We start from the raw sequence: 21059 nt of genomic DNA on the forward strand, positions 1-21059 counted from the left end.
AATCTGTTCCCAACCACAGGAACAGATTAACCAAATAAATCAAAAACTTTATCTAATAAAAGATGCAGTATGAGTGTATAAATAAAAACCAAATTTTGGACAGCCAAAACAAGCCCTAAGTTTAATGCCTATAAAAATACTTTTGTAACAAAGATGATATTTGAGCTCAGTGAAGATTTAGTTTTCCCTAATCCAGCTTATGCTGAGGACGATGGTTTACTCGCCCTAGGCGGAGATTTATCTGTTGAGCGTTTACTGCTGGCTTACAGCAATGGTATATTCCCTTGGTTTAATGATGATACTCCTATTCTTTGGTATGCCCCACACCAGCGCTTTGTATTATTTCCTGATGAAGTAAAAATCAGCAAAAGCATGAAACAAATTTTAAAACGCCAAGAGTTTCAAATATCTCTAAATAAAGCTTTCGCTGATGTTATTACCGCCTGTGCAACCATAAACCGTGATGGACAAGACGGTACTTGGATTACCACAGACATGCAAGCAGCTTACATCAAACTTCATGAAAAAGGCTACGCACATGCTGTTGAGGTTTGGAAAGACGAGAAACTAGTAGGCGGCTTATATGGCGTTTTCATCAATGGTGTTTTCTGCGGCGAGTCTATGTTTGCCCATGTAAGTAATGCCTCTAAAGCAGCTTTGATATGGCTTTGCCAAAATTTAGAGCTTAAACTTATTGATTGTCAGGTTTATACCTCGCATCTAGAAAGTATGGGGGCTAAAATGATAGATAGAGAAAGCTATCTTAAAATCTTACAGTCTTAATTAGTTAAACCTGATACTTACTTTAAAAGTTTCTGGCTTTCCGTTAGATGAGCCTTGCCACGATGAATAATTTTTAATCAATTCAATAGCCTTGGCATCAGCTTGCTTATTCAAACTTTTAAGGATGTTAAAATCTTTAAGTTCGCCATTAGGCATAATGGTAAACTGTACTGCAACAGCGCCTCTGGAACCTGCTAATTTATTATTGGCCTTGATGTATTTTCTAAAATCAACCCAGCCTTTAACCGGGCCAGCAATTTTATTAATTTTATTGCCGTAACCTACCACAACTACTTCTGATAGTGATTTTTCATCCTCTTTTAGCGTAACATTTAACTTGTTTTGGTTGGCAATTTTTACCTCCTCATTTAAAAAACCTAAATAAGAGGTATTAAGTGTTTGCCCTTGTGTGGCCGCAATACTAAAATCTCCCTCTGCATTGCTTATGGTTACATCTTTAGTTTGTTGATTGGTAATTTGCACACCCGGCAAAGGCAAGCCATTTTTATCAACTATTTTACCAGAAACTTTAGCTACTGAGGCTGTTTTACTTAAAGCGGCACTTTCTGATTCTTGTACGGCTACACCTGCAGCCCTTCCAGACAAAGTAGCTACAACACCGCTAATATCAGCCTTCTTTTGTGTGCCATAACCCACAACTATTACCTCGTCTAAATCTAAAGTATCTTTCTTTTGCACAGCTTCTGGTAACATGGCATCAGCTAAGCTCTGGGTAGAAATTTCTCTAGCTGGCTTTTTTACGTTTGTAACCACTGTAGGGCTTTCTTCTATTATGCTATAATCATCTTCATCTTTTGTAGAAGATGCATCTTCATGAAGCATATTTTCTTCGTCCTTTTCTCCTTGTGGTACTTTGGTTATCTCGGGCACATCTTTCATCCTGATAGCCGTATTTTCTGCAGGTTGGTTCAGGTAAATGCTTATTAAGCCAATAAGTACCACCACAGAAGCCGCAATAGCCCAACTAGCATAGCCTCCAAATAATTTTTGCTTACGCTGATGTTTCTGAATGCTTTGTTCTAAACGTTTATTTAAATCTGCTATTTCTGTTGCTTGAAGTTGATGGTCCTGAAAACCATCTAAAGCATCGGCTAGAAAAGGGTCATCCAGTGCTCTTTGCTCTAATTGTTGCATAGAGCGGCTATCCAACTCGTTACGATGGTATTTTTGTATAAGTTCTATATCTGTTAGCTGCTTATTCACCGTTCTTTTCTATACAAATTTTTAAATTTCTTTTACCGTTTTGGATATAGCTTTTTACTTTCTGTAACTCATAACCTGTTAAAGCAGCAACCTCTGCATAACACTTTTGTTGTAGATAGAATAAATCTACACTTAATTTTTGCTCATGGTTAAGACTTTCTAAACAGCGTTCCATTGCTTTTAACTTTTGCTCTTTCTCTTGACTATCTTCATGATGCAAAAAAGGTTTATTTTCCATAAGCACATCATCAAAAGAAATGGTTATGTTTTTCTGTGCTTTACGTAAAATCATTAAACAATGGTTTCTGCAAACCACATAAAGCCAACTTTTAAAATAGCTTATCTCGTGTGTTTTTACTTTTTGTATAAGCTCTTCAAAAATCTGGATAACAGCATCTTTACTAAGCTCCTCATCTTTGAGATATTTTAGGGCTACACCATAAACCAGCGGCATATAAGGTTTATACAGCTCTCCTAAGACATTTAAGTCGCCAGATTTTTTATACTGTACAATCAGTTTATGGTCTGTAGCTGTATCCAAGTTTAATAGGAGTATTAGATTTTAATCAATATTAATAAAAATTATTTTCTATTATGGAATTTTAGGTTTTATAACATCTCATCTAAAAAAAACTAAAAAACATGAAAACACTTACTTTATTTCTGATGGTCTTTTTCCCGGTATGGGTTTGCGGCCAAATCAACACCAAAACCATAAGCGGTTATGTTTACCAAAGTTCTGATAAAACTCCACTTCCGGGTGTTGCTGTTCAGGTTAAAAACAATCCGAAACAAATAACACTTACCAATGCAAAGGGATATTTTACCATTACCTTATCTGCTAACGAAAATGTACTAACTTTTAGTTTTTTAGGTTTTAAAAAACGTGAGGTTACCATCAGAAAGCAAACTTCTATAAAGGTTTATTTGGATGAAGATAGCAACACCTTAGATGAGGTTGTGGTTGTAGGTTATGGTGTACAAAATAAAATGAGTATGACAGGTGCTGTATCTATTTCAGGAAAAGCTGCGGGTATGGCTTCACAGCATTATATGATCAATCATCATGCTCCACAAGATTTTAATACAGAATCTTACTCGGCCATTTCAGAAAATGGCTTTAAAACTTCGCTCTCCAATCCGCTATCAACTTTCTCCATAGATGTAGATGCTGCTTCTTATAGTAATATGAGGCGTTTTATCCAAAACGGACAGTTACCACCTAAAGATGCCGTACGTATAGAAGAGCTGATTAATTATTTCCAGTATCCTTACGAGGTACCTAAAGGAAAACATCCTATCCATATCCAAACAGAGATAACTACAGCACCTTGGAACAAGAAACACCAGCTAGTTAAAATCGGCTTAAAAGCCAAACAAATAGCAACGGATAATTTACCTGCCGCCAATTTGGTTTTCTTGATAGATGTTTCTGGCTCTATGCAAGGTCCTAGCAGATTGGGTTTACTAAAAACGGCTTTTAAACTATTAACAGATCAACTTCGCGAGCAAGATAAAGTTTCTATAGTGGTTTATGCTGGTGCAGCAGGCGTAGTATTACCGGCTACTTCTGGCAATGATAAAACTAAAATTAAAGCTGCTTTAGAGCAATTAGAGGCCGGTGGCTCTACTGCCGGAGGTGCAGGTATAAAAAAAGCCTATGAAATTGCTCGCTCTCAATTTATTAAAGGCGGTAATAACCGAGTTATTTTAGCTACCGATGGTGATTTTAATGTAGGTGCTTCTAGCGATGCTGAAATGCAACGTCTGATTGAGGAAAACCGAAATGATGGTGTGTTTTTAACCGTTTTAGGTTTTGGAATGGGCAATTTAAAAGATAGCAAGATGGAGGCTTTGGCCGATAAAGGAAATGGCAATTACGCTTATATTGATAATATGAATGAGGCCAAGAAAGTGTTGGTTAACGAGTTTGGTTCTACCCTGTTTACCATAGCCAAGGATGTTAAATTACAGGTAGAGTTTAATCCATCAAAAGTTAAGGCTTACCGTTTAATAGGTTACGAAAACAGGTTGTTAAATAAAGAAGATTTTGCTGATGATAATAAAGATGCTGGTGATATGGGTGCTGGCCATTCTGTTACAGCCTTGTATGAAGTTATCCCGGTAGGTGTGCAAAGCAAATTTGTGAAAAAGGATGACGATTTAAAATACCAAAAAGCAGGTAGCATCAAAAATTCGGCTGAGTTATTGACGGTTAATGTGCGGTATAAAAATCCGGGAAACGAAGAAAGTATTTTATTGAGTCATCCTTTCATAGCTGATGATGATTCTCTGGAAAAAACATCAACAGATTTAAAATTTGCGGCTGCTATAGCTACATTTGGAATGTATTTAAGAAATTCTGAATATTTACAAGATTTTAATTTCGCCGATTTACTCACTTTAGCAAAAGCTGGGAAAGGCGATGATAAAGAAGGATACCGGGCAGAGTTTATACAACTGATAGAAAATGCTCGTTTAATAAAATCATCAAAAGAATAAAACATGAAAAAAATTGCTTTAGCAGCAGCTATTACAACTACTTTTTTACTAAGCAGTTGCGAAACTTTAAACCAATATGCAGGTGCTTATGGTGGTGTACTTAACCAGGTAGTTACACCAACCCAAACCGAAATGAGTATGGGTTTAAAACAAGCCTTAGAATTTGGTACTAATTACAGTGCCGATAGATTATCTGCCAAAGATGGTTTCTTAGGCAATATGGCTGTTAAGATTTTATTTCCTGATGAAGCCAAAAAAGTAGAAAACACTTTGCGTTCTTTAGGTTTAAACCAGCTTTGCGATAATGTTATTTTAAGCTTAAACCGGGCTGCTGAGGATGCTGCAAAAGAAGCCAAACCTATTTTTGTGACTGCTATCAAGCAAATGACTTTTCAGGATGTGAGCAATATTTTATTAGGAGAACAAGATGCTGCTACCAACTATTTTAAAAGAACAACGAGTAGTTTATTAGCGCAAAAATTTAGGCCAGTAATAGAAAGTAGCATCAATAAAGTAGGGGCTACCCGTTACTGGACTGATGTTACTACCCGGTATAATAAAATACCTTTAGTAAAACCTATACAAACAGATTTAACAGGTTATGTTACCGATAAAGCTATAGCCGGCCTATTTGTAGAAATTGCTCAAGAAGAGTTAAAAATAAGACAGCAGGTATCGGCAAGGTCTACGCCTTTATTGCAAAAAGTCTTTGGTTACGCAGCTACTAAAAAATAAAGGGTAATGGATGTTATCAACTGGGCAGATTTTGAAAAAGTTGAGCTAAGGGCAGGAACCATTGTTGAAGTAATACCTTTTCCGGAAGCGAAGAAACCTGCTTGGAAACTGAAAGTAGATTTTGGTGAGCTAGGTCTTAAATGGTCTAGCGCACAAATTATCACCCATTACCAAGCAGAAGATTTAATAGGCAAACAAATTATAGGCGTGGTAAATTTTCCAAAAAAACAAATAGGCAAGTTCATGTCTGAGTTTTTAGTTACCGGTTTCCTGGATGAGAATGGTGCTATTGTACTGGCCACAACAGAGCGTAAAGTACCTAACGGTGCAAAATTGATTTAGATATGCGTTACACTTTTGGCGAAGAGCCTGAAATATCTACAGACGAGTTTTACATGAAAGAAGCCTACAAGGAAGCTTTATTAGCCCTTGAAGCTGATGAAGTGCCTATTGGTGCAATTGTTGTAGCGGCTAATGGTAGAATTATTGGCAGAGGACATAACCTTACAGAGCGTTTAAATGATGTTACTGCCCACGCAGAAATGCAAGCTTTTACAGCCGCAAGTAATGCTATGGGTGGCAAATATCTAAAAGATTGCACTTTATATGTAACCATGGAACCTTGTGTGATGTGTGCTGGCGCTTCTTACTGGACACAAGTAAGTAAAATTGTTTTTGGAGCTTACGATACCCAAAGAGGTTTTAGCAGGGTTAGTCCCTCTATATTACACCCTAAAACTATTTTTGTAGGGGGTATTTTACAAGAAAGCTGTGGAGATTTGGTACGTAAATTTTTTCAAGAGAAGAGAAACAAATCTTAACATTAATAAAACAAAAAATACTTGTAGTACTTTATCTTTGTAACTATTAACTCATATTGTTAAATCTTAAAATAAATAAATTATGGCTTTTGAATTACCAGCGTTACCATACGCAACTAACGCATTAGAACCACATATTGATGCTACTACAATGGAAATCCACCATGGCAAACACCATGCTGCTTATGTTACCAATTTAAACAAAGCTTTAGAAGGTAAAGAAGATGGTTCTTCTATTGAAGAAATTTGCCAAAACATTTCTGCTTACCCTGCTGCGGTAAGAAATAATGGTGGTGGTCACTACAATCACTCTTTATTTTGGTCTGTAATGGGTCCAAATGCGGGTGGTGCACCAAGTGGCGAATTGGCTGATGCTATTAATGCGGCGTTTGGTTCTTTTGAAGATTTCAAAACTAAATTTGCTGAAGCAGGTGCTACTCGTTTTGGTTCTGGTTGGGCTTGGTTAATTGTTGCTGATGGTAAATTAGCAGTAACTTCAACTCCAAACCAAGATAATCCTTTAATGGATATTGCTGAGGTTAAAGGTACGCCAATCTTAGGTATGGATGTTTGGGAGCATGCTTACTACTTAAAATATCAAAACAAACGTCCTGATTATATTGCTGCATTTTGGAATGTAGTAAACTGGGATGCTGTTGCAGAGCGTTTTGCAGCTGCAAAATAATTTGGCATTATTTTAATGCTTAAAAAGCGGAGGGAAATTCATCTCTCCGCTTTTTTTATAATCTATGAAAAAATTATCCATCCCAAGCTTACTGCTTTTGTTAACCCTGTTAAGCAGTTGCGAAGCTATAGGTACTATTTTTAAAGCTGGTTATTATGTAGGTATATTTGTTGTGGTGATTATATTAGTCATCATATTTTTTATATACAACAAATTTAGAAGATGATGAAAGCTTTAGTGCTTCACGGCATAAAAGAACCCCTTAAATTAGAAGAAGTTAGCAAACCTACACTTAACGCTGGCGAGGTATTGGTAAAGATAAAAGCAGCGGCTTTTAACCGTAGGGATTACTGGATACAACAAGGTAAATATGCTGGCTTAAAGTTCCCTATTACTTTAGGTTCTGATGGCTGTGGTGTTGTAGCAGAAGTTTATGACGATGCCAACCAACATTGGATAGGCAAAGAAGTAGTTATAAACCCTTCTTTTAACTGGGGTGATGCTCCAAATTATCAAGGAAAAGACTTTAAAATATTAGGCTTGCCAGATGATGGTACTTTTGCAGCCTATGTTAAAGTACCTGTAGTACAAGTTTACGAGAAGCCTACATATTTAAATGATGTAGAAGCAGCAGCTTTCCCCTTAGCAGGATTAACCGCATACCGAGCTTTATTTACCAAAGCTCAACTTAAAAAAAATGAAAAAGTATTGATTGTTGGTATAGGTGGTGGTGCAGCTACTTTTGCTTTACTTTGGGCTGTTTATGCAGGTGCTGAGGTTTATGTAACCTCTGGTTCTGATGATAAAATCGCCAAAGCAATTAAGCTAGGAGTAAAAGGTGGTGTAAACTATAAAAGCGAAAGTTATGATACAGATTTGCAAGCCTTAGCTGCTGATGGTTTTGATGTGATTATAGATAGCGCTATTGGCGAAGGTTTTGCCAAACACTTAAACCATGTAAAACCTGGTGCTCGTTTGGTTTTCTTTGGCGCTACAGCCGGAGATTTACCACCTCTTAATGCCCGTATCATCTTCTGGAAACAACTACAAATTATGGGTACAACGATGGGTACGGCTCAAGAATTTGAGGATATGCTACAATTTATGACCAAACATAAAATTAAACCCGTGGTAGAAAGCGTCTTTTCTTATGAAGATGCAGAGCAAGCTATCCGTTTAATGGATCAATCAGACCAGTTTGGAAAGATTGTTATCACATTTAACGATTAAACATTTCTACTCTCTATAGCCTTAAAAAATCCATCCCGGTAGGTGTCTCCTATCGGGATAATTTTATCTCCAATAGTAATCCGGCTACGTTCTATACTTTCAATTTTATCTAAAGCAAGAATATAAGATTTATGTACCCTGATGAATTGATGCTCTGGTAAAACATCCTCCATTTTTTTCATGCTTTGCAAGGTAATGATACGTTCTGTTTTGGTATAGATGGAGATATAATCTTTCAAACCCTCAATAAACAAAATATCATTTAAGTATATCTTTTGGATTTTATGCTCCGTTTTAACGAAAATAAAATTATTGATGGGGGCTGGAGCAGCATTAGTTTCTACAGGAAGCGGAGCCACTACATTACATAACAATTGTTGTGCTTTTTGTGCTGCTTGGTAAAAACGCTCAAAAGCTACTGGCTTTAATAGATAATCAACCACATTAAGTTCGTAACCTTCTAAAGCATACTCTTGGTAGGCAGTAGTTAAAATTACCTTACACTTCCCGTTAGCGATTTTTAAAAACTGAATACCTGTTAGTTCTGGCATTTGCACATCAAGGAAAACCAAATCAGCTTCGCCGTTTTGTACGGCCATTAAAGCTTCAATAGGGTTTTGATAGCTTTTAACTAGGGTAAGAAAAGGTATTTTCTCAATATAATCAGAGATTATATCGATAGCCAAAGGCTCGTCATCTACAACAAGGCAGCGTATCATGGCTATAAATTTAAATATAATTCGCAGAAATAATGCTCTTCGCCATCTTCTACGGTAAGTTTATATTGCTGTGGATAGGTGAGGTCTAATCTTCTTTTCACATTTACCATACCTATACCACCAGTTTGATCTTTGTTTTGCTTGTTCTTAAGGTTACGTAGCGTAAAAAGTAGGGTGTTTTCAAACAGCGAAATATTAATATAAATAGGATTACGTTCATCAGTAGCAACACCGTGTTTAAAAGCATTCTCCACAAAAGAGATTAAAATTAAAGGCACAATAACTTGGTCTTTAACTTCGCCCTCTACCTCTAAAACAACATGAGCACCTTCTCTAAACCTTAGCTTTTGAAGCTCTATATAACTTTGTAGATAATTAATCTCTTTAGCCAAATTTACCCTGCTATCATTACTCTCGTAGAGCATATAGCGCATAATTTCTGATAGTTTTAGAATAGCATTGGGTGTTGCATCAGATTTTTGATAGGCTAAAGAGTAAATATTATTTAGCGAGTTAAATAAAAAGTGGGGGTTTATTTGCGATTTTAGAAAGGCCAACTCTGCCGATAAACTTTGCTTTTCTAAATCGCTTTTTTCTTTCTCATTAAAAAACCAGTCGACTGTAAATTTATAAACAGTACTTAAGAATATAAAGAAGCCATTGGTAAGAAAGAAGGAAATTATATTAGCCCAAAACTCGTTATCGGCTATTTTTTTACCCTCTATAGTGATGTCTAAATTGCTGAGCTTAAACATGTAAAAGCTTTCGGCATACTTTATCAGTGTAAAAAATATCACCACAGCAGAGCAAGAGAAAAACCATAAAAAGAATTTTCTTTTGTTTAATGTTGCCGGGATAATGATATAGAGGTTAACGTAAAAGATAATCACGTTAAGGATAGACATATTGATGAAATGGATATAGAAACCCTTGCTAGAGTTAAATCCGCCGGAAGCTACAAGGGTAAATAGGGCAATTAAAAAAGCCCATACCATACCATGTAGCATTATTTTCTTTCTCCAGTTCATTTTCTCTAATGTCTTAAAATTATTGGTTTTTATGCTTTTCTGTGATACTTTTTTCTACCAACGCCCATATTTTATCTACCAACGGGCATTAGTGTTTAAAAATGGGTTTATCTGCTAAAATGGCTATTCGTCTTTAAATATAGGGGCTTAGTATAATACTTTTTAGGAAGCTAAAAAGATGGTGAATATTTGTTTCAACAAAACGATAAAACAAACAAAAGATGAAAAAAATATCAACCTCTGTATCGCCATTTATCATGTTAATAGTTCCTGTAATTTTAATTTTAGGACTTTCATTAGGATTAAAACAACAACAGCAAACAGAAGAAGCTTTTACAGCAGCTCATAAAAGTAAAGCTACTTTATTGGTAGAGGCTAGTGTTTCTTCTTTGGTAAGTGTGATGTTAAAAAAATAAAGGTAATTGGGTTTAAGACTTTTAAAATCTTACAACTCTGTATATATCTCAAAATTTGGCCTTCATGTATAAGGCTTTCCAACACTAGCCGGGTTGCGGCCTCTTTCTGTTCCTTGATAAAAAGAAACAAAAACGAGGAACGAGTTCATGAATGCCTAAGAAAAACCATAAACAAAAAATGAATAAATCAAGGCTGATGAATATTTGTTGTTTCGTCTAAATAAATCTTCATCTACAATCCTGAGTGGTGTGAAAGGTTTTACTTGATGATTGCTTCTACAACACCCTTCGGATTGTTTCCCGATACTGCTTGATAAAATTTCTACAAAAGATTTATTTGACTTCGCTTCCAAATCTTCATAGGCCATCCTTCATTCTTAGGAAAAGTTTTATTTAATATTATTGGAAATTCCTAAATATCGCTTTTTAGGCATCTTTTTACTTAAAATCCCTCCCTCTTTGATTCTCCCTCCAGAGGGAGATACTGACGGCATACCTATTAAGTGTATTATAAACAGAAATCTTATTTTAAAAGACAACTCCTCACCCATTTGCAAAGTATCCCCCTCTTGAGGGGGTGTAGGGGGAGGTTATTTATACACTACCCTCTACTATATCTAAATTTCAGCTATTGAGGTCTTTTTACTTTCTACTTTAAGAGAACATTTCGTACTCCGTTAGTATAATAATAAACCACATCCATCCTACTAAAGAAACATCAACCCTTGCAACTGTGGCAATAAACCTCGTACTTCGTAGAGGAACAAAACAAAATTGTCTTGGCTAAAACTAAATCTTCTTATTTCTGTCAGAGTTGCGGATATGAATCTCCAAAATGGTTAGGAAAATGTCCTGCATGCCAGCAATGGAACACTTTTGTTGAAGAAGTGGTAGAGAAAAAATCTAACGGTGTACCCGATTGGAAAAGTGCTGGAAGTGCTTCGTTAAGCAGAGTAAACAAACCTTCTAAAGTTCAAGAAATTGTATATACAGAAGAACACCGTTTGGTAACACCAGATAAAGAACTAAATCGTGTACTAGGTGGTGGTATTGTTGGTGGTTCTTTAGTATTAATAGGTGGCGAGCCGGGCATAGGTAAATCTACCTTGATGTTACAATTGGCTCTTATTGTGCCTAAACTAAAAGTACTTTATGTATCTGGCGAGGAGAGCGAGCAGCAAATTAAGCTTAGAGCAGAGCGTATTTTAGCCAAACCGATGTCAGACTGTTATATCCTCACAGAAACATCAACACAAAATATATTTAAGCAAATAGAGCTACTTGAGCCTAACTTGGTAATCATTGATTCTATCCAAACCTTACATTCATCACATATAGAATCTACTCCGGGAAGTGTTTCGCAGGTGAGAGAATGTACGGCAGAACTTTTGCGTTTTGCTAAAGAATCATCAACTCCTGTATTTTTAATTGGGCATATTACCAAAGATGGGATGATAGCTGGGCCAAAAATATTAGAACACATGGTTGATACCGTTTTGCAGTTTGAAGGCGATAGGCATCATGTTTACAGAATACTAAGAGCAATTAAAAACAGATTTGGCTCAGCATCAGAACTAGGTATTTATGAAATGGAAGGAACAGGGCTTAGAGAAGTTTCTAACCCCTCAGAAATACTATTATCGCAAAGGGAAGAACCTTTAAGTGGTGTTACCATATCGGCCACTATGGAAGGCATGCGCCCCATGCTGATAGAAACCCAGGCATTGGTAAGTACATCGCCTTACGGTACACCCCAACGTTCTGCAACAGGTTTTGATACCCGTCGTATGAACATGCTTTTGGCGGTATTAGAGAAAAGATGCGGATTTAAATTGGGTGCAAAAGATGTTTTTCTTAACATAGCCGGTGGCATTAGGGTAGAAGACCCTAGTATAGATTTAGGTTTGGTAGCAGCAATAATTTCTTCTCATGAAGATATTCCGGTTTCTTATAAAATTTGTTTTGCTGCCGAGGTAGGTTTATCCGGAGAGATAAGAGCCGTTACCCGGATAGAGCAACGTATTGCAGAGGCACAGAAGTTGGGTTTCGAGCAAATTTTCATTTCTAAATACAATAAAAAAGGCTTAGATGTAAGCAAGTATCAAATAGAAATAAAAATTGTTTCTAAGGTAGAAGAGATGTTTAGCTTATTATTTGGTTAGTTATCTCATCGTAAAAATTTATATTTTCTTCATAGTTAGGATTTAAATGAGAAAGAAAAAGCTCATTTTTGTTTAACACATTCTTGTACTACCCGCAAGATTCAAATAAAATTTAAAGATGAAAAGAATATTACTACTCTCTTTTACAGCTCTTTTTGCTATATCATGTAATTCTATATCACAAAAAGTAGAATTAAAAGGGCCACAACTGGTTAAAGGTACAACCTATGGCGATTCTGTTTTTGATAACAATATAAAAAGTTTAGAGGCTGTAAAATCTGTTGCAGAAAAATCTGGAGCTACTGAAGCTAAAATAACTGGTGTTGTTACAGAAGTTTGTCAGAAAAAAGGATGTTGGTTAAAGTTAAAATCAGCAGATGGTGAGGATTTACATGTGACCTTTAAAAATTATGCTTTCTTTGTTCCTAAAGATATAGCAGGTAAAACCGTTGTTCTAGATGGTGTTGCCAAAATAGATACCGTTTCTGTAGAAACCCAAAGACATTATGCAGAAGATGCAGGAAAATCTCAAGAAGAGATTAATAAAATCACTACTTCTAAAGTAAAACTTAGCTTTGAAGCTAAGGGAGTAGTAGTGATGTAGGGAGGATTTTTTTAAAAATAAAAAGGGTTGAAAATTTACTTCAACCCTTTTTTATTTTATGGCTGTATAGAAACAGTTCTTTCTGTGGGGTTAAAGGCATTACTAACGGTTTTACCGTTTTTATCTACCAGCTCAATCCTGATTTTTAAATTACCTGCTGGTGCGCCTTTAATAAAATAAGGTGTCCAATTATCTACTGTAAAAGAAGTATCGGCAACATTAACCTTTACTTTATAGTCTTTAGCAGAAAGTTTAGCATTATAAACAAAGAAATCTAACAAGACATTTTTAGCATCCTGACCTTTATAATCTCCTTTTGGTCTGCTGTAAAATAGCATGGGCTCTTTAGGTGTAGGAAGCGATACAAATTTACCATTTTCATCAATTTTAAATTTAATTAAAACAGATGCTCCTGGAGATTTTACCGATAAATGGTAAGACCTAGACAAGAAATTAAGCAAATAATGCTCGCTGTTTTTAGCTAATTTAACCGTATTGGTTGGCTTGTATAAAGCTTGGTAAGGTTTATTATCTAAAATAAAATGGATATGTTGCCCTTCAGCAGAGTTAGCACAATGCTCTTCAGGCATGTTTTCTGTTTGCTTGGTAAGCTCGTAATTCTTCACATCAAAGTTAAAAGTTACTTTAACAGAATCTGCGCCTAGTGGTTCTGTAGTTACATTACTAATGCTAAGTTTTGCATTAGGGAACTCGTTACTTTCTTTAAGCGCCTCTATGCTAAGGCCTTTATGGTCTTTACCGCTATGTTCTTGATGATTATGGTGTGTTTGGCTATTGGCAACTGCCAACTGAAGTATTACTGCTGTAGCGGTTAATAAAGTGTGTCTTAAATTTAATTTCATCATCGTGATTTTTATGTGTGCTATTTAATATTAAAGATAAAGGGTTTAAAAACATTTATATATCAAATTTTATGCCTTGTGCTAAAGGAAGCTTTGTAGAGTAATTGATGGTATTGGTTTGCCTTCTCATATACGCTTTCCAAGCATCAGAACCAGATTCTCTACCGCCTCCAGTCTCTTTTTCACCACCAAAAGCACCGCCAATTTCTGCACCAGATGTGCCAATATTTACATTTGCAATGCCGCAATCAGAGCCGTTAACGCTTAAAAACTGCTCGGCTTCTCTTAAATTATTTGTCATAATAGCAGATGATAAGCCTTGCGGAACATCATTCTGTATAGCTATAGCTTCATCTAAACTTTTGTATTTCATGATATACAAAATAGGTGCAAAAGTTTCTGTTTTAACAATATCAAAATGGGGTTCTACTTCGGCAATACAAGGTTTAACATAACAACCCGAGGTGTAAGCTTCGCCACTTAAAACTCCGCCTTCAACAATAAAATTTCCGCCTTGTGCTTTGCACTGTTCTATAGCTGCAATATAATGTGCTACGGCTTGCTTATCTATCAATGGGCCAACATGGTTTTTCTCATCCAAGGGGTTGCCAATCTTAAGTTGCCCATAAGCTTTAACGAGTTTTTCTTTAAAAGTATGGTAAACACTTTCGTGGATGATTAACCTACGGGTAGAAGTACATCTTTGTCCGGCTGTACCAACAGCACCAAATACTGCTCCTATAAGGCTCATATCTAAATCTGCCTCAGCAGATATGATGATGGCGTTATTGCCTCCTAATTCTAGTAAATATTTACCTAGTCTAGCAGCAACAGCTTGCGCAACCGCTTTACCCATTCTGGTAGAACCTGTTGCTGATAGTAAGGCTACTTTACTATCAAGAGCTAGTTTTTCTCCTAAGATGCTATCACCACATAACAAACAAGAAACACCTTCTGGTACTTGATTTTCTTCAAAAACTTTTGAGATGATTTGCTGGCAGGCAATGGCCGTTAAAGGTGTCTTTTCTGATGGTTTCCAAACGCAAACATTACCACAAACCCATGCTAGGGCTGCATTCCAACTCCAAACCGCAACCGGGAAATTAAAGGCTGATATGATACCAACCACACCTAGAGGATGCCACTGCTCGTACATACGGTGTTGCGGCCTTTCTGAGTGCATGGTTAATCCGTATAATTGTCTTGATAAGCCAACAGCAAAATCACAAATATCAATCATCTCTTGTACTTCTCCCAAACCTTCTTGCAGGCTTTTCCCCATCTCGTAAGAAACTAAAGTTCCTAAAGCATTTTTATGCGCTCTTAGGGCTTCTCCTATTTGCCTTACAATTTCGCCACGTTTGGGTGCTGGCCAATTTCTCCAAATTACAAAAGCTTTTTCCGCTTGTTCAACAGTTTTATCATAAACTTCTTTAGTGGCAAAACTTACTTTGGCGATCTCTTTTCCATTAACCGGAGAGAAAATAGCCATTATTTCTTCCCCACTAAACCAATGGCTGCCTGTGCTAGCACCACTATTTATTTCTTTAAGATTTAGTACTTCTAAAATATGTTGAATTTTATTTTCCATGATGTGCTATATGATAACGATTAAATATCGGGCTAAATTTTTGCATTCTTTAATTAACAATCATAAACTAAAATGTTCAAAAAAATATAGCCTTAGAAAGGCTTTGTATAGCATTAATTATCAATTAATTAAGAATAGTGGTGTCTATTTGTTGAAAAATAAATGCATTAATTAATATCATAAATTATAATTTGAGAGTAATTATTGTTCTGTATACTAGGCATTATCCAATACTGTACAGAAAATTACGTTCTCTATAATATTAATAGTCATGGAAGAAGAAGAATTTGACTTTGAATTTTCTGAGGATCCAAAACAATCCGTAGAGCGTTATGAGGAAATGGTTCGTAACCAGGATCAGTATTTTTTTGATGCCCACGTTTTTGAAAATATCATTGATTACTACATAGAGAAAAACGACCCTGTAAAAGCCTTACAGGTAATAGATTATGCTGTATTGCAGCATCCCTTTGCGGCTATGTTTTTAATTAAACAAGCGCAACTATATGTTTTTACGAATGAGATTGACAAAGCCTTTACTTCTTTAGAAAGAGCAGAGTTATTAGAGCCCTCAGAAGGTGATATATATCTTATCAGAGGAAATATCTATGAAAGTTTAGAACGTCATGAAGATGCTTTAGAAAATCTTTTAAAAGCCTTAGAAATGGCCGAGTCTAAAGATGAGGTTTTAATGCAAATTGCTTATGTATACCAAAACATGGGCGATTATGACGAGGCTGTAAATTACTTAAAGCAATGTTTAGAAAACAACATGGAAAACCAAGATGCCCTTTACGAGTTGGCATTTTGTTATGATGTATTAGATAAACAAGACGAGAGCATTCAGTTTTATAAGCAATATATTGATAATGAGCCTTACTCTTTTGCCGCTTGGTACAATTTGGGGAATGCTTATCATAAAATTGGACTTTTTGAAAAAGCTATTGATGCTTACGATTATGCCATTTTAATAAAAGAAAGCTTTTCATCGGCTTACTTTAATAAGGGGAATGCTTTGGTACAATTAGACAAATATGCCGAAGCCATAGAAGTTTACAAGCAAACTTTTGAGTATGAACCACCAAATGCGGATACCTATTGTGCAATTGGAGAGTGTTATGAGAAGTTAGAAAAAATGGACGAAGCCCGGTCTTATTACAAGAAGGCCGTTAAAATGGATACTAAACTGGCCGATGCTTGGTATGGTATTGGTGTAACGCTAGATTTTGAAGAGCGTTATTTTGAATCGCTACACTTCTATAAAAAAGCCCTCAATCTTGATGACCAAAATCCAGATTTTTGGTTCGCTATGGCTGATGCTTATTATAAGCTAAACAATTTAGAAGAGTCTGTTAAAGCATATGAAAAAGTGGTTGAACTTAATCCATTAGACGTGGAAGCATGGCTAGATTATTCATCCATAGTCTTTGAGCAGAGTAATCTTAAGCTTTGTATCGAAATTATTGCAGAAGGCATCAAAAATAATCCAGACGCTGCTGAGCTTTATTACCGTTTAGTAGCCTATTTATTTGCTGATGGACAGTATAATGAGGCTTTAACCCAGCTTCAATTGGCTTTAAATACAGATGTAGACAAACATTATTTATTGTTTGAATATCTGCCTCAGTTGCAAGATAATAAGGTTATTATCGATATCATTAACAGATTCTCTAAATAAGATTTCAAGAATAAATAAAATCAAAAGCATCTAGTTAATAGAGTTTTGAATTTTTTTTTGAATTTTTGCACCCGAATATGAATTACACACTTAAAAATATTCCTGAGCGTACGCAAAAGCCACGTGAGAAAGGATTAACCATGGTTATGGATAAAGGCTTAAGCCTTCGCCAGGTAGAAGACTTTCTGGAAGTTTCGGGTACACATACAGATATTGTTAAATTAGGATGGGCTACTTCTTATGTAACACCTAATTTAAAAGATAAGTTAAAACTTTATAAAGAAGCCGGCATACCAGTTTATTTTGGAGGCACTTTATTTGAAGCTTTTGTTATCAGAGATCAGTTTGATGATTATCGTCGTGTTTTACAAGAATACGGTATGGAGTATGTAGAAGTTTCTGATGGCTCTATAGAAATTGAGCAGGATGAAAAGTGCGAATTTATTAGAAAGCTAAGCCAGGATTTTACCGTTATTTCTGAAGTAGGCTCTAAAGATGCCACCAAAATTTTTGCTCCTTATAAATGGATACAACTCATGAAAACCGAAATTGAAGCCGGTTCATGGAAAGTAATTGCAGAAGCAAGAGAAGGTGGTAATGTGGGTATTTACAGAGATTCTGGAGAGGTAAGACAAGGTTTGGTTGATGAGATACTAACTCAAATACCAGAAGAAACTATTATTTGGGAAGCCCCTCAAAAAGCACAACAAGTTTGGTTTATAGAGTTGATAGGTACTAATGTAAATTTAGGAAATATTGCTCCGGCAGAAGTTATCCCGCTAGAAACCATTAGGTTAGGTTTACGTGGCGATACTTTTAGTCATTTTTTGAATAAGAAGTAAAAGATGTGGCTAACGCCGTATCTATGAAAGATTGATGAAGAAATTTGGATTAATTGGCTACCCTTTAGGCCACTCTTTTTCTGAAAAATATTTTACAGAAAAATTTGAGAAATTAGGTTTAGCAGATCATGAGTATAAGCTTTATCCGCTTCAAAATTTAAGTGATTTTCCAGCACTACTTAAAGATGATAAAGATATCTGTGGGATAAATGTTACCATTCCGCATAAAATCGGTATCATGTACTATTTAGATGAAATAGACCCAGTAGCCAAAGAAGTTGATGCTGTAAACTGTATTAAAGTAACACATCACCATGCAGTAAGGTCTTTATTTTCTGGCGAGCTATGCACCATGAATGCCCATAAGCCTAAATTGAAAGGCTATAACACGGATGTTTATGGTTTTGAGCAATCTCTAAAACCTATGCTTAAGAATTATCATAAAAAGGCTTTGGTTCTAGGAAATGGAGGTGCTGCAAGAGCCGTTAAATACGTACTAGAAAAGTTGAAAATAGATTACACTTTTGTTTCTCGTAAGCCTTACGGTAATATCATTTCTTATCAGGATTTAGGAAAAGAAGTTGTTAAAGAGCATAAAATCATCATCAATACCAGTCCTGTTGGTACGTATCCTAATATAGAAGAAGCACCAGCAATTCCTTATGATTTTATTGATGATAAGCATTTATTTTACGATTTAATTTATAACCCCGAAGAAACTACTTTCCTAAAAAAAGGTAGAGAAAAAGGAGCGCAAATTAAAAACGGTTATGAAATGCTAGAACTACAAGCAGAGAAATCTTGGGAAATCTGGAATTCTAAATAATCCCTACCATATGAGGCTATTAAAAATAGGTATTTGTATAAGTTTTGCTGGATTTATACTAGCATGTAATCAGCCTCATTACAGCCCAAAACCAAGAGGATATTTCAGGATAGAATTTCCAGAAAAGCAGTATCAAACTTTTTCTTCATCAGCACCATTTCAATTTGAGTATCCGGTATACGCCTATATGTATCCTGATAGTTCTAAAAATGCTAAATCAAATTGGTATAATTTAACGTTTCCTACCTTTAATGCTAGGTTGCATATTAGCTATTACCCTATTGGTTCTCAGCAAGAGTTCATACAACTCACAGAAGATTCAAGAAAATTAGCTTTTAAGCACACTGTTAAAGCTACCGGAATAGATGAAGCTTTAATTACCAACAAGCAAGATAAAGTTTACGGCATTTATTACACCATAAGCGGTAATACAGCATCAGCCAACCAGTTTTTCTTAACAGACAGTACCAACCATTATCTTAGAGCGGCTTTATATTTTAATGAAAAGCCTCAGCAAGACTCTATACAACCTGTGATAGATTTTATCAAAAGGGATATGGATAAAATGATCAAGACTTTTAAGTGGAAATAGAAATTATTTTAACTGTATTCATGATATTTGATTGCTAGACGAAAATGTAAATAGATTAAATATCTTTAAAAAACAGTTATTTATTTTTGTTAAAAATTTATTTATATTATAGATTAAATTAATAGTTTAGCCTTAATAAACTTAATTTTATGAAAAAAATAATTTTTACTCTATTAACAGCGGTTTTAATAACGCTAACCTTTAATCAAACTAGAGCTGCTTTTCCAGTAGCACAAAAAACAAATGAAGCTTCTAAAGTAATCAATACTGCTGCTCCGGGAGCTGTTGAAGAAAAAGTTGCTAGCACAGAAGCTTTAAAAGATAACCTTAAGGCTGATAATAAAAAGAAGGTAAAAAAGGAAAAAAAATCTTTTGTTGAGCGTGTTATGGCAACGGGTGGTAAAAGCCAAATTATAGCCTTAATATTAGTTGCTTTAGTTGGTGGTTTAGGTATTCACCGTTTTTACTTGGGTTACACTTGGCAAGGCGTTGTTCAGCTATTAACTTTGGGTGGTTGTGGTATTTGGTCTTTAATTGACTTAATAAGAATTATAACTGGTGATCTTCAACCGAAGGATGGTTCTTATGACAAAACTTTATAAGTTAAAGCATAATAAGTATTTTTTAGCCGCTAAGTTAGTTTGCTTAGCGGCTTTTCCTTTATGGTTAATTTCCATTCCTAAATCATCTTTTGATGACCATAGTCAAACCTTATGTTTGTTTACTTTATTAACGGATATAGAATGCTACGGTTGCGGTTTAACTAGAGCTTGTATCAGGTTAATCAATTTTGATTTTGTAGGCGCTTGGAATTTTAATAAAGTTTCTTTTATAGTTTTTCCTATTTTGTGCTTTTTGCTACTTCAAGAATTTATTATAACGAGCAAAAAATTTTATAAAGCATACCAATCTTCATGAAGCCGTTTCTTATTTTTTTTATTACGCTTTTTATTTTCAAGACATTAGCTTATGCTGCACCCATAGAAGAAGAATATTTAGGTACTATAACTGTAAAAGGTGTAGGAGATTATACCTATAAATTAATTCTGCTCTTAAATGGAGAGCAACTAATAGGTACATCAGTAACTAATATTGGCAATAAAGACGAAGCTGTTGTTAATATTACAGGCTCAATAAGTCAAGATGGAGCTATAAAATTCAAAGAAACCAGTATCATTAAAACTAAAATTAAAGAAGATAAATCTATTATTTGTTTTGTAGAGGCTACGTTAAAAAGAAAAAATGTTGATGGTATCGATTTTTTAGAGGGAACTTTTATAGGAAGAGATAAAAGAAAAAATATTTGTGGTAGTGGAACTATTAGATTATTAAAGAAAGTTTCTAATATCCAACAACTGTCTAACAACTTTTCTATTGCAAATACTTCTAACTCTATAGAGAGGTTATCTAATCATTTAGTTAATACTATACCTTGTACAAGCAAAATGGTGAAGGTAAGAATATTTGATAATGGTAAGTTAGATGGTGATGAGCTTAAAATTATCTATAATAATAAAGTGTTAAGTGAAAAACTAAATCTTAATAATGAGGGGAATATTTTTGAGCTAGAGCTAGGGCAGAGTATTAGTAATGTGATGCAGATATTTGTTTTAAGTGAAGGAAATTATCCGCCAAATACTGCAACTATAGAAGTTACATCAAATAATCAGGTAAGGGTTTATCAACTAAACTCTTTATTAAAAACTATGATTACTATCAAATTTGAATTGATAAACTAAAAAGGGGAAAGAAATTAAT

General features: G+C 35.1%; 24 protein-coding genes. 18 read left to right on the top strand and 6 right to left on the bottom strand.

Going from position 1 to position 21059, the window contains the following annotated elements; all coding sequences use genetic code 11:
* Positions 1-153 precede the first annotated feature (153 nt).
* Positions 154-783, top strand: a complete 630-nt coding sequence (gene aat / locus GJJ64_RS10415) for a leucyl/phenylalanyl-tRNA--protein transferase (RefSeq protein WP_154287719.1) — start codon at positions 154-156, stop codon at positions 781-783.
* Here the strand turns inward: aat and GJJ64_RS17035 are convergent, their stop codons facing one another.
* Together GJJ64_RS17035 and GJJ64_RS10425 are read right to left on the bottom strand one after the other, a co-directional pair.
* On the bottom strand, positions 784-2007 hold the full coding sequence (locus GJJ64_RS17035) for a TonB family protein (RefSeq protein WP_154287720.1): 1224 nt from the start codon (positions 2005-2007) through the stop codon (positions 784-786).
* Positions 2000-2548, bottom strand: a complete 549-nt coding sequence (locus tag GJJ64_RS10425) for an RNA polymerase sigma factor (protein WP_229655514.1) — start codon at positions 2546-2548, stop codon at positions 2000-2002. The genes GJJ64_RS17035 and GJJ64_RS10425 overlap by 8 nt, the downstream gene beginning before the upstream one ends.
* A gap of 101 nt (positions 2549-2649) precedes the next feature.
* Between GJJ64_RS10425 and GJJ64_RS10430 the strand changes: the two genes are divergently transcribed.
* The 7 genes from GJJ64_RS10430 to GJJ64_RS10460 all read left to right on the top strand — a co-directional run bounded on the left by GJJ64_RS10430 (position 2650) and on the right by GJJ64_RS10460 (position 7980).
* Positions 2650-4509 (top strand): vWA domain-containing protein, encoded by a 1860-nt coding sequence (locus GJJ64_RS10430; protein WP_154287721.1) that lies wholly within the window; start codon positions 2650-2652, stop codon positions 4507-4509.
* 3 nt (positions 4510-4512) lie between these two features.
* A complete protein-coding gene (locus GJJ64_RS10435) occupies positions 4513-5244 on the top strand; it encodes a DUF4197 domain-containing protein (protein WP_154287722.1) in 732 nt (243 codons plus the stop codon).
* 6 nt (positions 5245-5250) lie between these two features.
* On the top strand, positions 5251-5586 hold the full coding sequence (locus GJJ64_RS10440) for a tRNA-binding protein (RefSeq protein WP_154287723.1): 336 nt from the start codon (positions 5251-5253) through the stop codon (positions 5584-5586).
* Between the two features lie 2 nt (positions 5587-5588).
* Entirely contained in the window at positions 5589-6065 is a 477-nt protein-coding gene (locus tag GJJ64_RS10445) for a nucleoside deaminase (protein ID WP_154287724.1), read from the top strand.
* 82 nt (positions 6066-6147) lie between these two features.
* The gene (locus GJJ64_RS10450; protein ID WP_026903864.1) at positions 6148-6750 is read left to right on the top strand and encodes a superoxide dismutase; all 603 of its coding nucleotides are present in this window, start codon (positions 6148-6150) and stop codon (positions 6748-6750) included.
* A 64-nt stretch (positions 6751-6814) separates the two neighbouring features.
* Positions 6815-6976, top strand: a complete 162-nt coding sequence (locus GJJ64_RS10455; protein WP_039454025.1) for a hypothetical protein — start codon at positions 6815-6817, stop codon at positions 6974-6976.
* A complete protein-coding gene (locus GJJ64_RS10460; RefSeq protein ID WP_229655515.1) occupies positions 6973-7980 on the top strand; it encodes a zinc-binding dehydrogenase in 1008 nt (335 codons plus the stop codon). The genes GJJ64_RS10455 and GJJ64_RS10460 overlap by 4 nt, the downstream gene beginning before the upstream one ends.
* Here GJJ64_RS10460 and GJJ64_RS10465 read toward each other — a convergent pair.
* Together GJJ64_RS10465 and GJJ64_RS10470 are read right to left on the bottom strand one after the other, a co-directional pair.
* Complete coding sequence (locus GJJ64_RS10465) at positions 7977-8699, bottom strand: LytR/AlgR family response regulator transcription factor (protein ID WP_154287725.1); 723 nt, start codon at positions 8697-8699, stop codon at positions 7977-7979. The genes GJJ64_RS10460 and GJJ64_RS10465 overlap by 4 nt on opposite strands.
* Positions 8700-8701: 2 nt before the next feature.
* Positions 8702-9727 carry a sensor histidine kinase gene (locus GJJ64_RS10470; RefSeq protein WP_154287726.1) on the bottom strand — a complete coding sequence of 342 codons (1026 nt, stop codon included), beginning with the start codon at positions 9725-9727 and terminating at the stop codon, positions 8702-8704.
* Between the two features lie 221 nt (positions 9728-9948).
* Here GJJ64_RS10470 and GJJ64_RS10475 point away from each other — a divergent pair, with 221 nt between their 5' ends.
* The 3 genes from GJJ64_RS10475 (at position 9949) to GJJ64_RS10485 (ending at position 12909) form a co-directional block, all read left to right on the top strand.
* A complete protein-coding gene (locus GJJ64_RS10475) occupies positions 9949-10143 on the top strand; it encodes a hypothetical protein (RefSeq protein WP_154287727.1) in 195 nt (64 codons plus the stop codon).
* A 779-nt stretch (positions 10144-10922) separates the two neighbouring features.
* Positions 10923-12305 (top strand): DNA repair protein RadA, encoded by a 1383-nt coding sequence (gene radA, locus GJJ64_RS10480; RefSeq protein WP_154287728.1) that lies wholly within the window; start codon positions 10923-10925, stop codon positions 12303-12305.
* Between the two features lie 118 nt (positions 12306-12423).
* Complete coding sequence (locus tag GJJ64_RS10485) at positions 12424-12909, top strand: DUF4920 domain-containing protein (RefSeq protein WP_039454817.1); 486 nt, start codon at positions 12424-12426, stop codon at positions 12907-12909.
* Between the two features lie 56 nt (positions 12910-12965).
* Here the strand turns inward: GJJ64_RS10485 and GJJ64_RS10490 are convergent, their stop codons facing one another.
* Positions 12966-13775, bottom strand: coding sequence for a hypothetical protein (locus GJJ64_RS10490; RefSeq protein WP_195759272.1), 810 nt, complete (start codon positions 13773-13775; stop codon positions 12966-12968).
* Between the two features lie 52 nt (positions 13776-13827).
* Complete coding sequence (amaB, locus tag GJJ64_RS10495) at positions 13828-15363, bottom strand: L-piperidine-6-carboxylate dehydrogenase (RefSeq protein ID WP_154287730.1); 1536 nt, start codon at positions 15361-15363, stop codon at positions 13828-13830.
* A gap of 271 nt (positions 15364-15634) precedes the next feature.
* Between amaB and GJJ64_RS10500 the strand changes: the two genes are divergently transcribed.
* The 7 genes from GJJ64_RS10500 to GJJ64_RS10530 all read left to right on the top strand — a co-directional run bounded on the left by GJJ64_RS10500 (position 15635) and on the right by GJJ64_RS10530 (position 21040).
* On the top strand, positions 15635-17041 hold the full coding sequence (locus GJJ64_RS10500) for a tetratricopeptide repeat protein (RefSeq protein WP_154287731.1): 1407 nt from the start codon (positions 15635-15637) through the stop codon (positions 17039-17041).
* Between the two features lie 77 nt (positions 17042-17118).
* Entirely contained in the window at positions 17119-17883 is a 765-nt protein-coding gene (locus tag GJJ64_RS10505; RefSeq protein WP_154287732.1) for a phosphosulfolactate synthase, read from the top strand.
* 34 nt (positions 17884-17917) lie between these two features.
* Positions 17918-18709, top strand: a complete 792-nt coding sequence (locus GJJ64_RS10510) for a shikimate dehydrogenase family protein (RefSeq protein WP_154287733.1) — start codon at positions 17918-17920, stop codon at positions 18707-18709.
* Positions 18710-18719: 10 nt separating this feature from the next.
* Positions 18720-19301 carry a gliding motility lipoprotein GldD gene (gene gldD, locus GJJ64_RS10515; protein WP_154287734.1) on the top strand — a complete coding sequence of 194 codons (582 nt, stop codon included), beginning with the start codon at positions 18720-18722 and terminating at the stop codon, positions 19299-19301.
* 149 nt (positions 19302-19450) lie between these two features.
* Positions 19451-19903 (top strand): TM2 domain-containing protein, encoded by a 453-nt coding sequence (locus GJJ64_RS10520; protein WP_154287735.1) that lies wholly within the window; start codon positions 19451-19453, stop codon positions 19901-19903.
* Complete coding sequence (locus GJJ64_RS17085) at positions 19887-20219, top strand: DUF2752 domain-containing protein (RefSeq protein ID WP_195759273.1); 333 nt, start codon at positions 19887-19889, stop codon at positions 20217-20219. The genes GJJ64_RS10520 and GJJ64_RS17085 overlap by 17 nt, the downstream gene beginning before the upstream one ends.
* Entirely contained in the window at positions 20216-21040 is an 825-nt protein-coding gene (locus GJJ64_RS10530; protein WP_154287737.1) for a hypothetical protein, read from the top strand. Before GJJ64_RS17085 ends, GJJ64_RS10530 begins: the two co-directional genes overlap by 4 nt.
* Positions 21041-21059: the final 19 nt, after the last annotated feature.

This window comes from Pedobacter puniceum (genome assembly GCF_009674685.1).
In the GTDB taxonomy this organism is placed as follows: domain Bacteria; phylum Bacteroidota; class Bacteroidia; order Sphingobacteriales; family Sphingobacteriaceae; genus Pseudopedobacter; species Pseudopedobacter puniceum.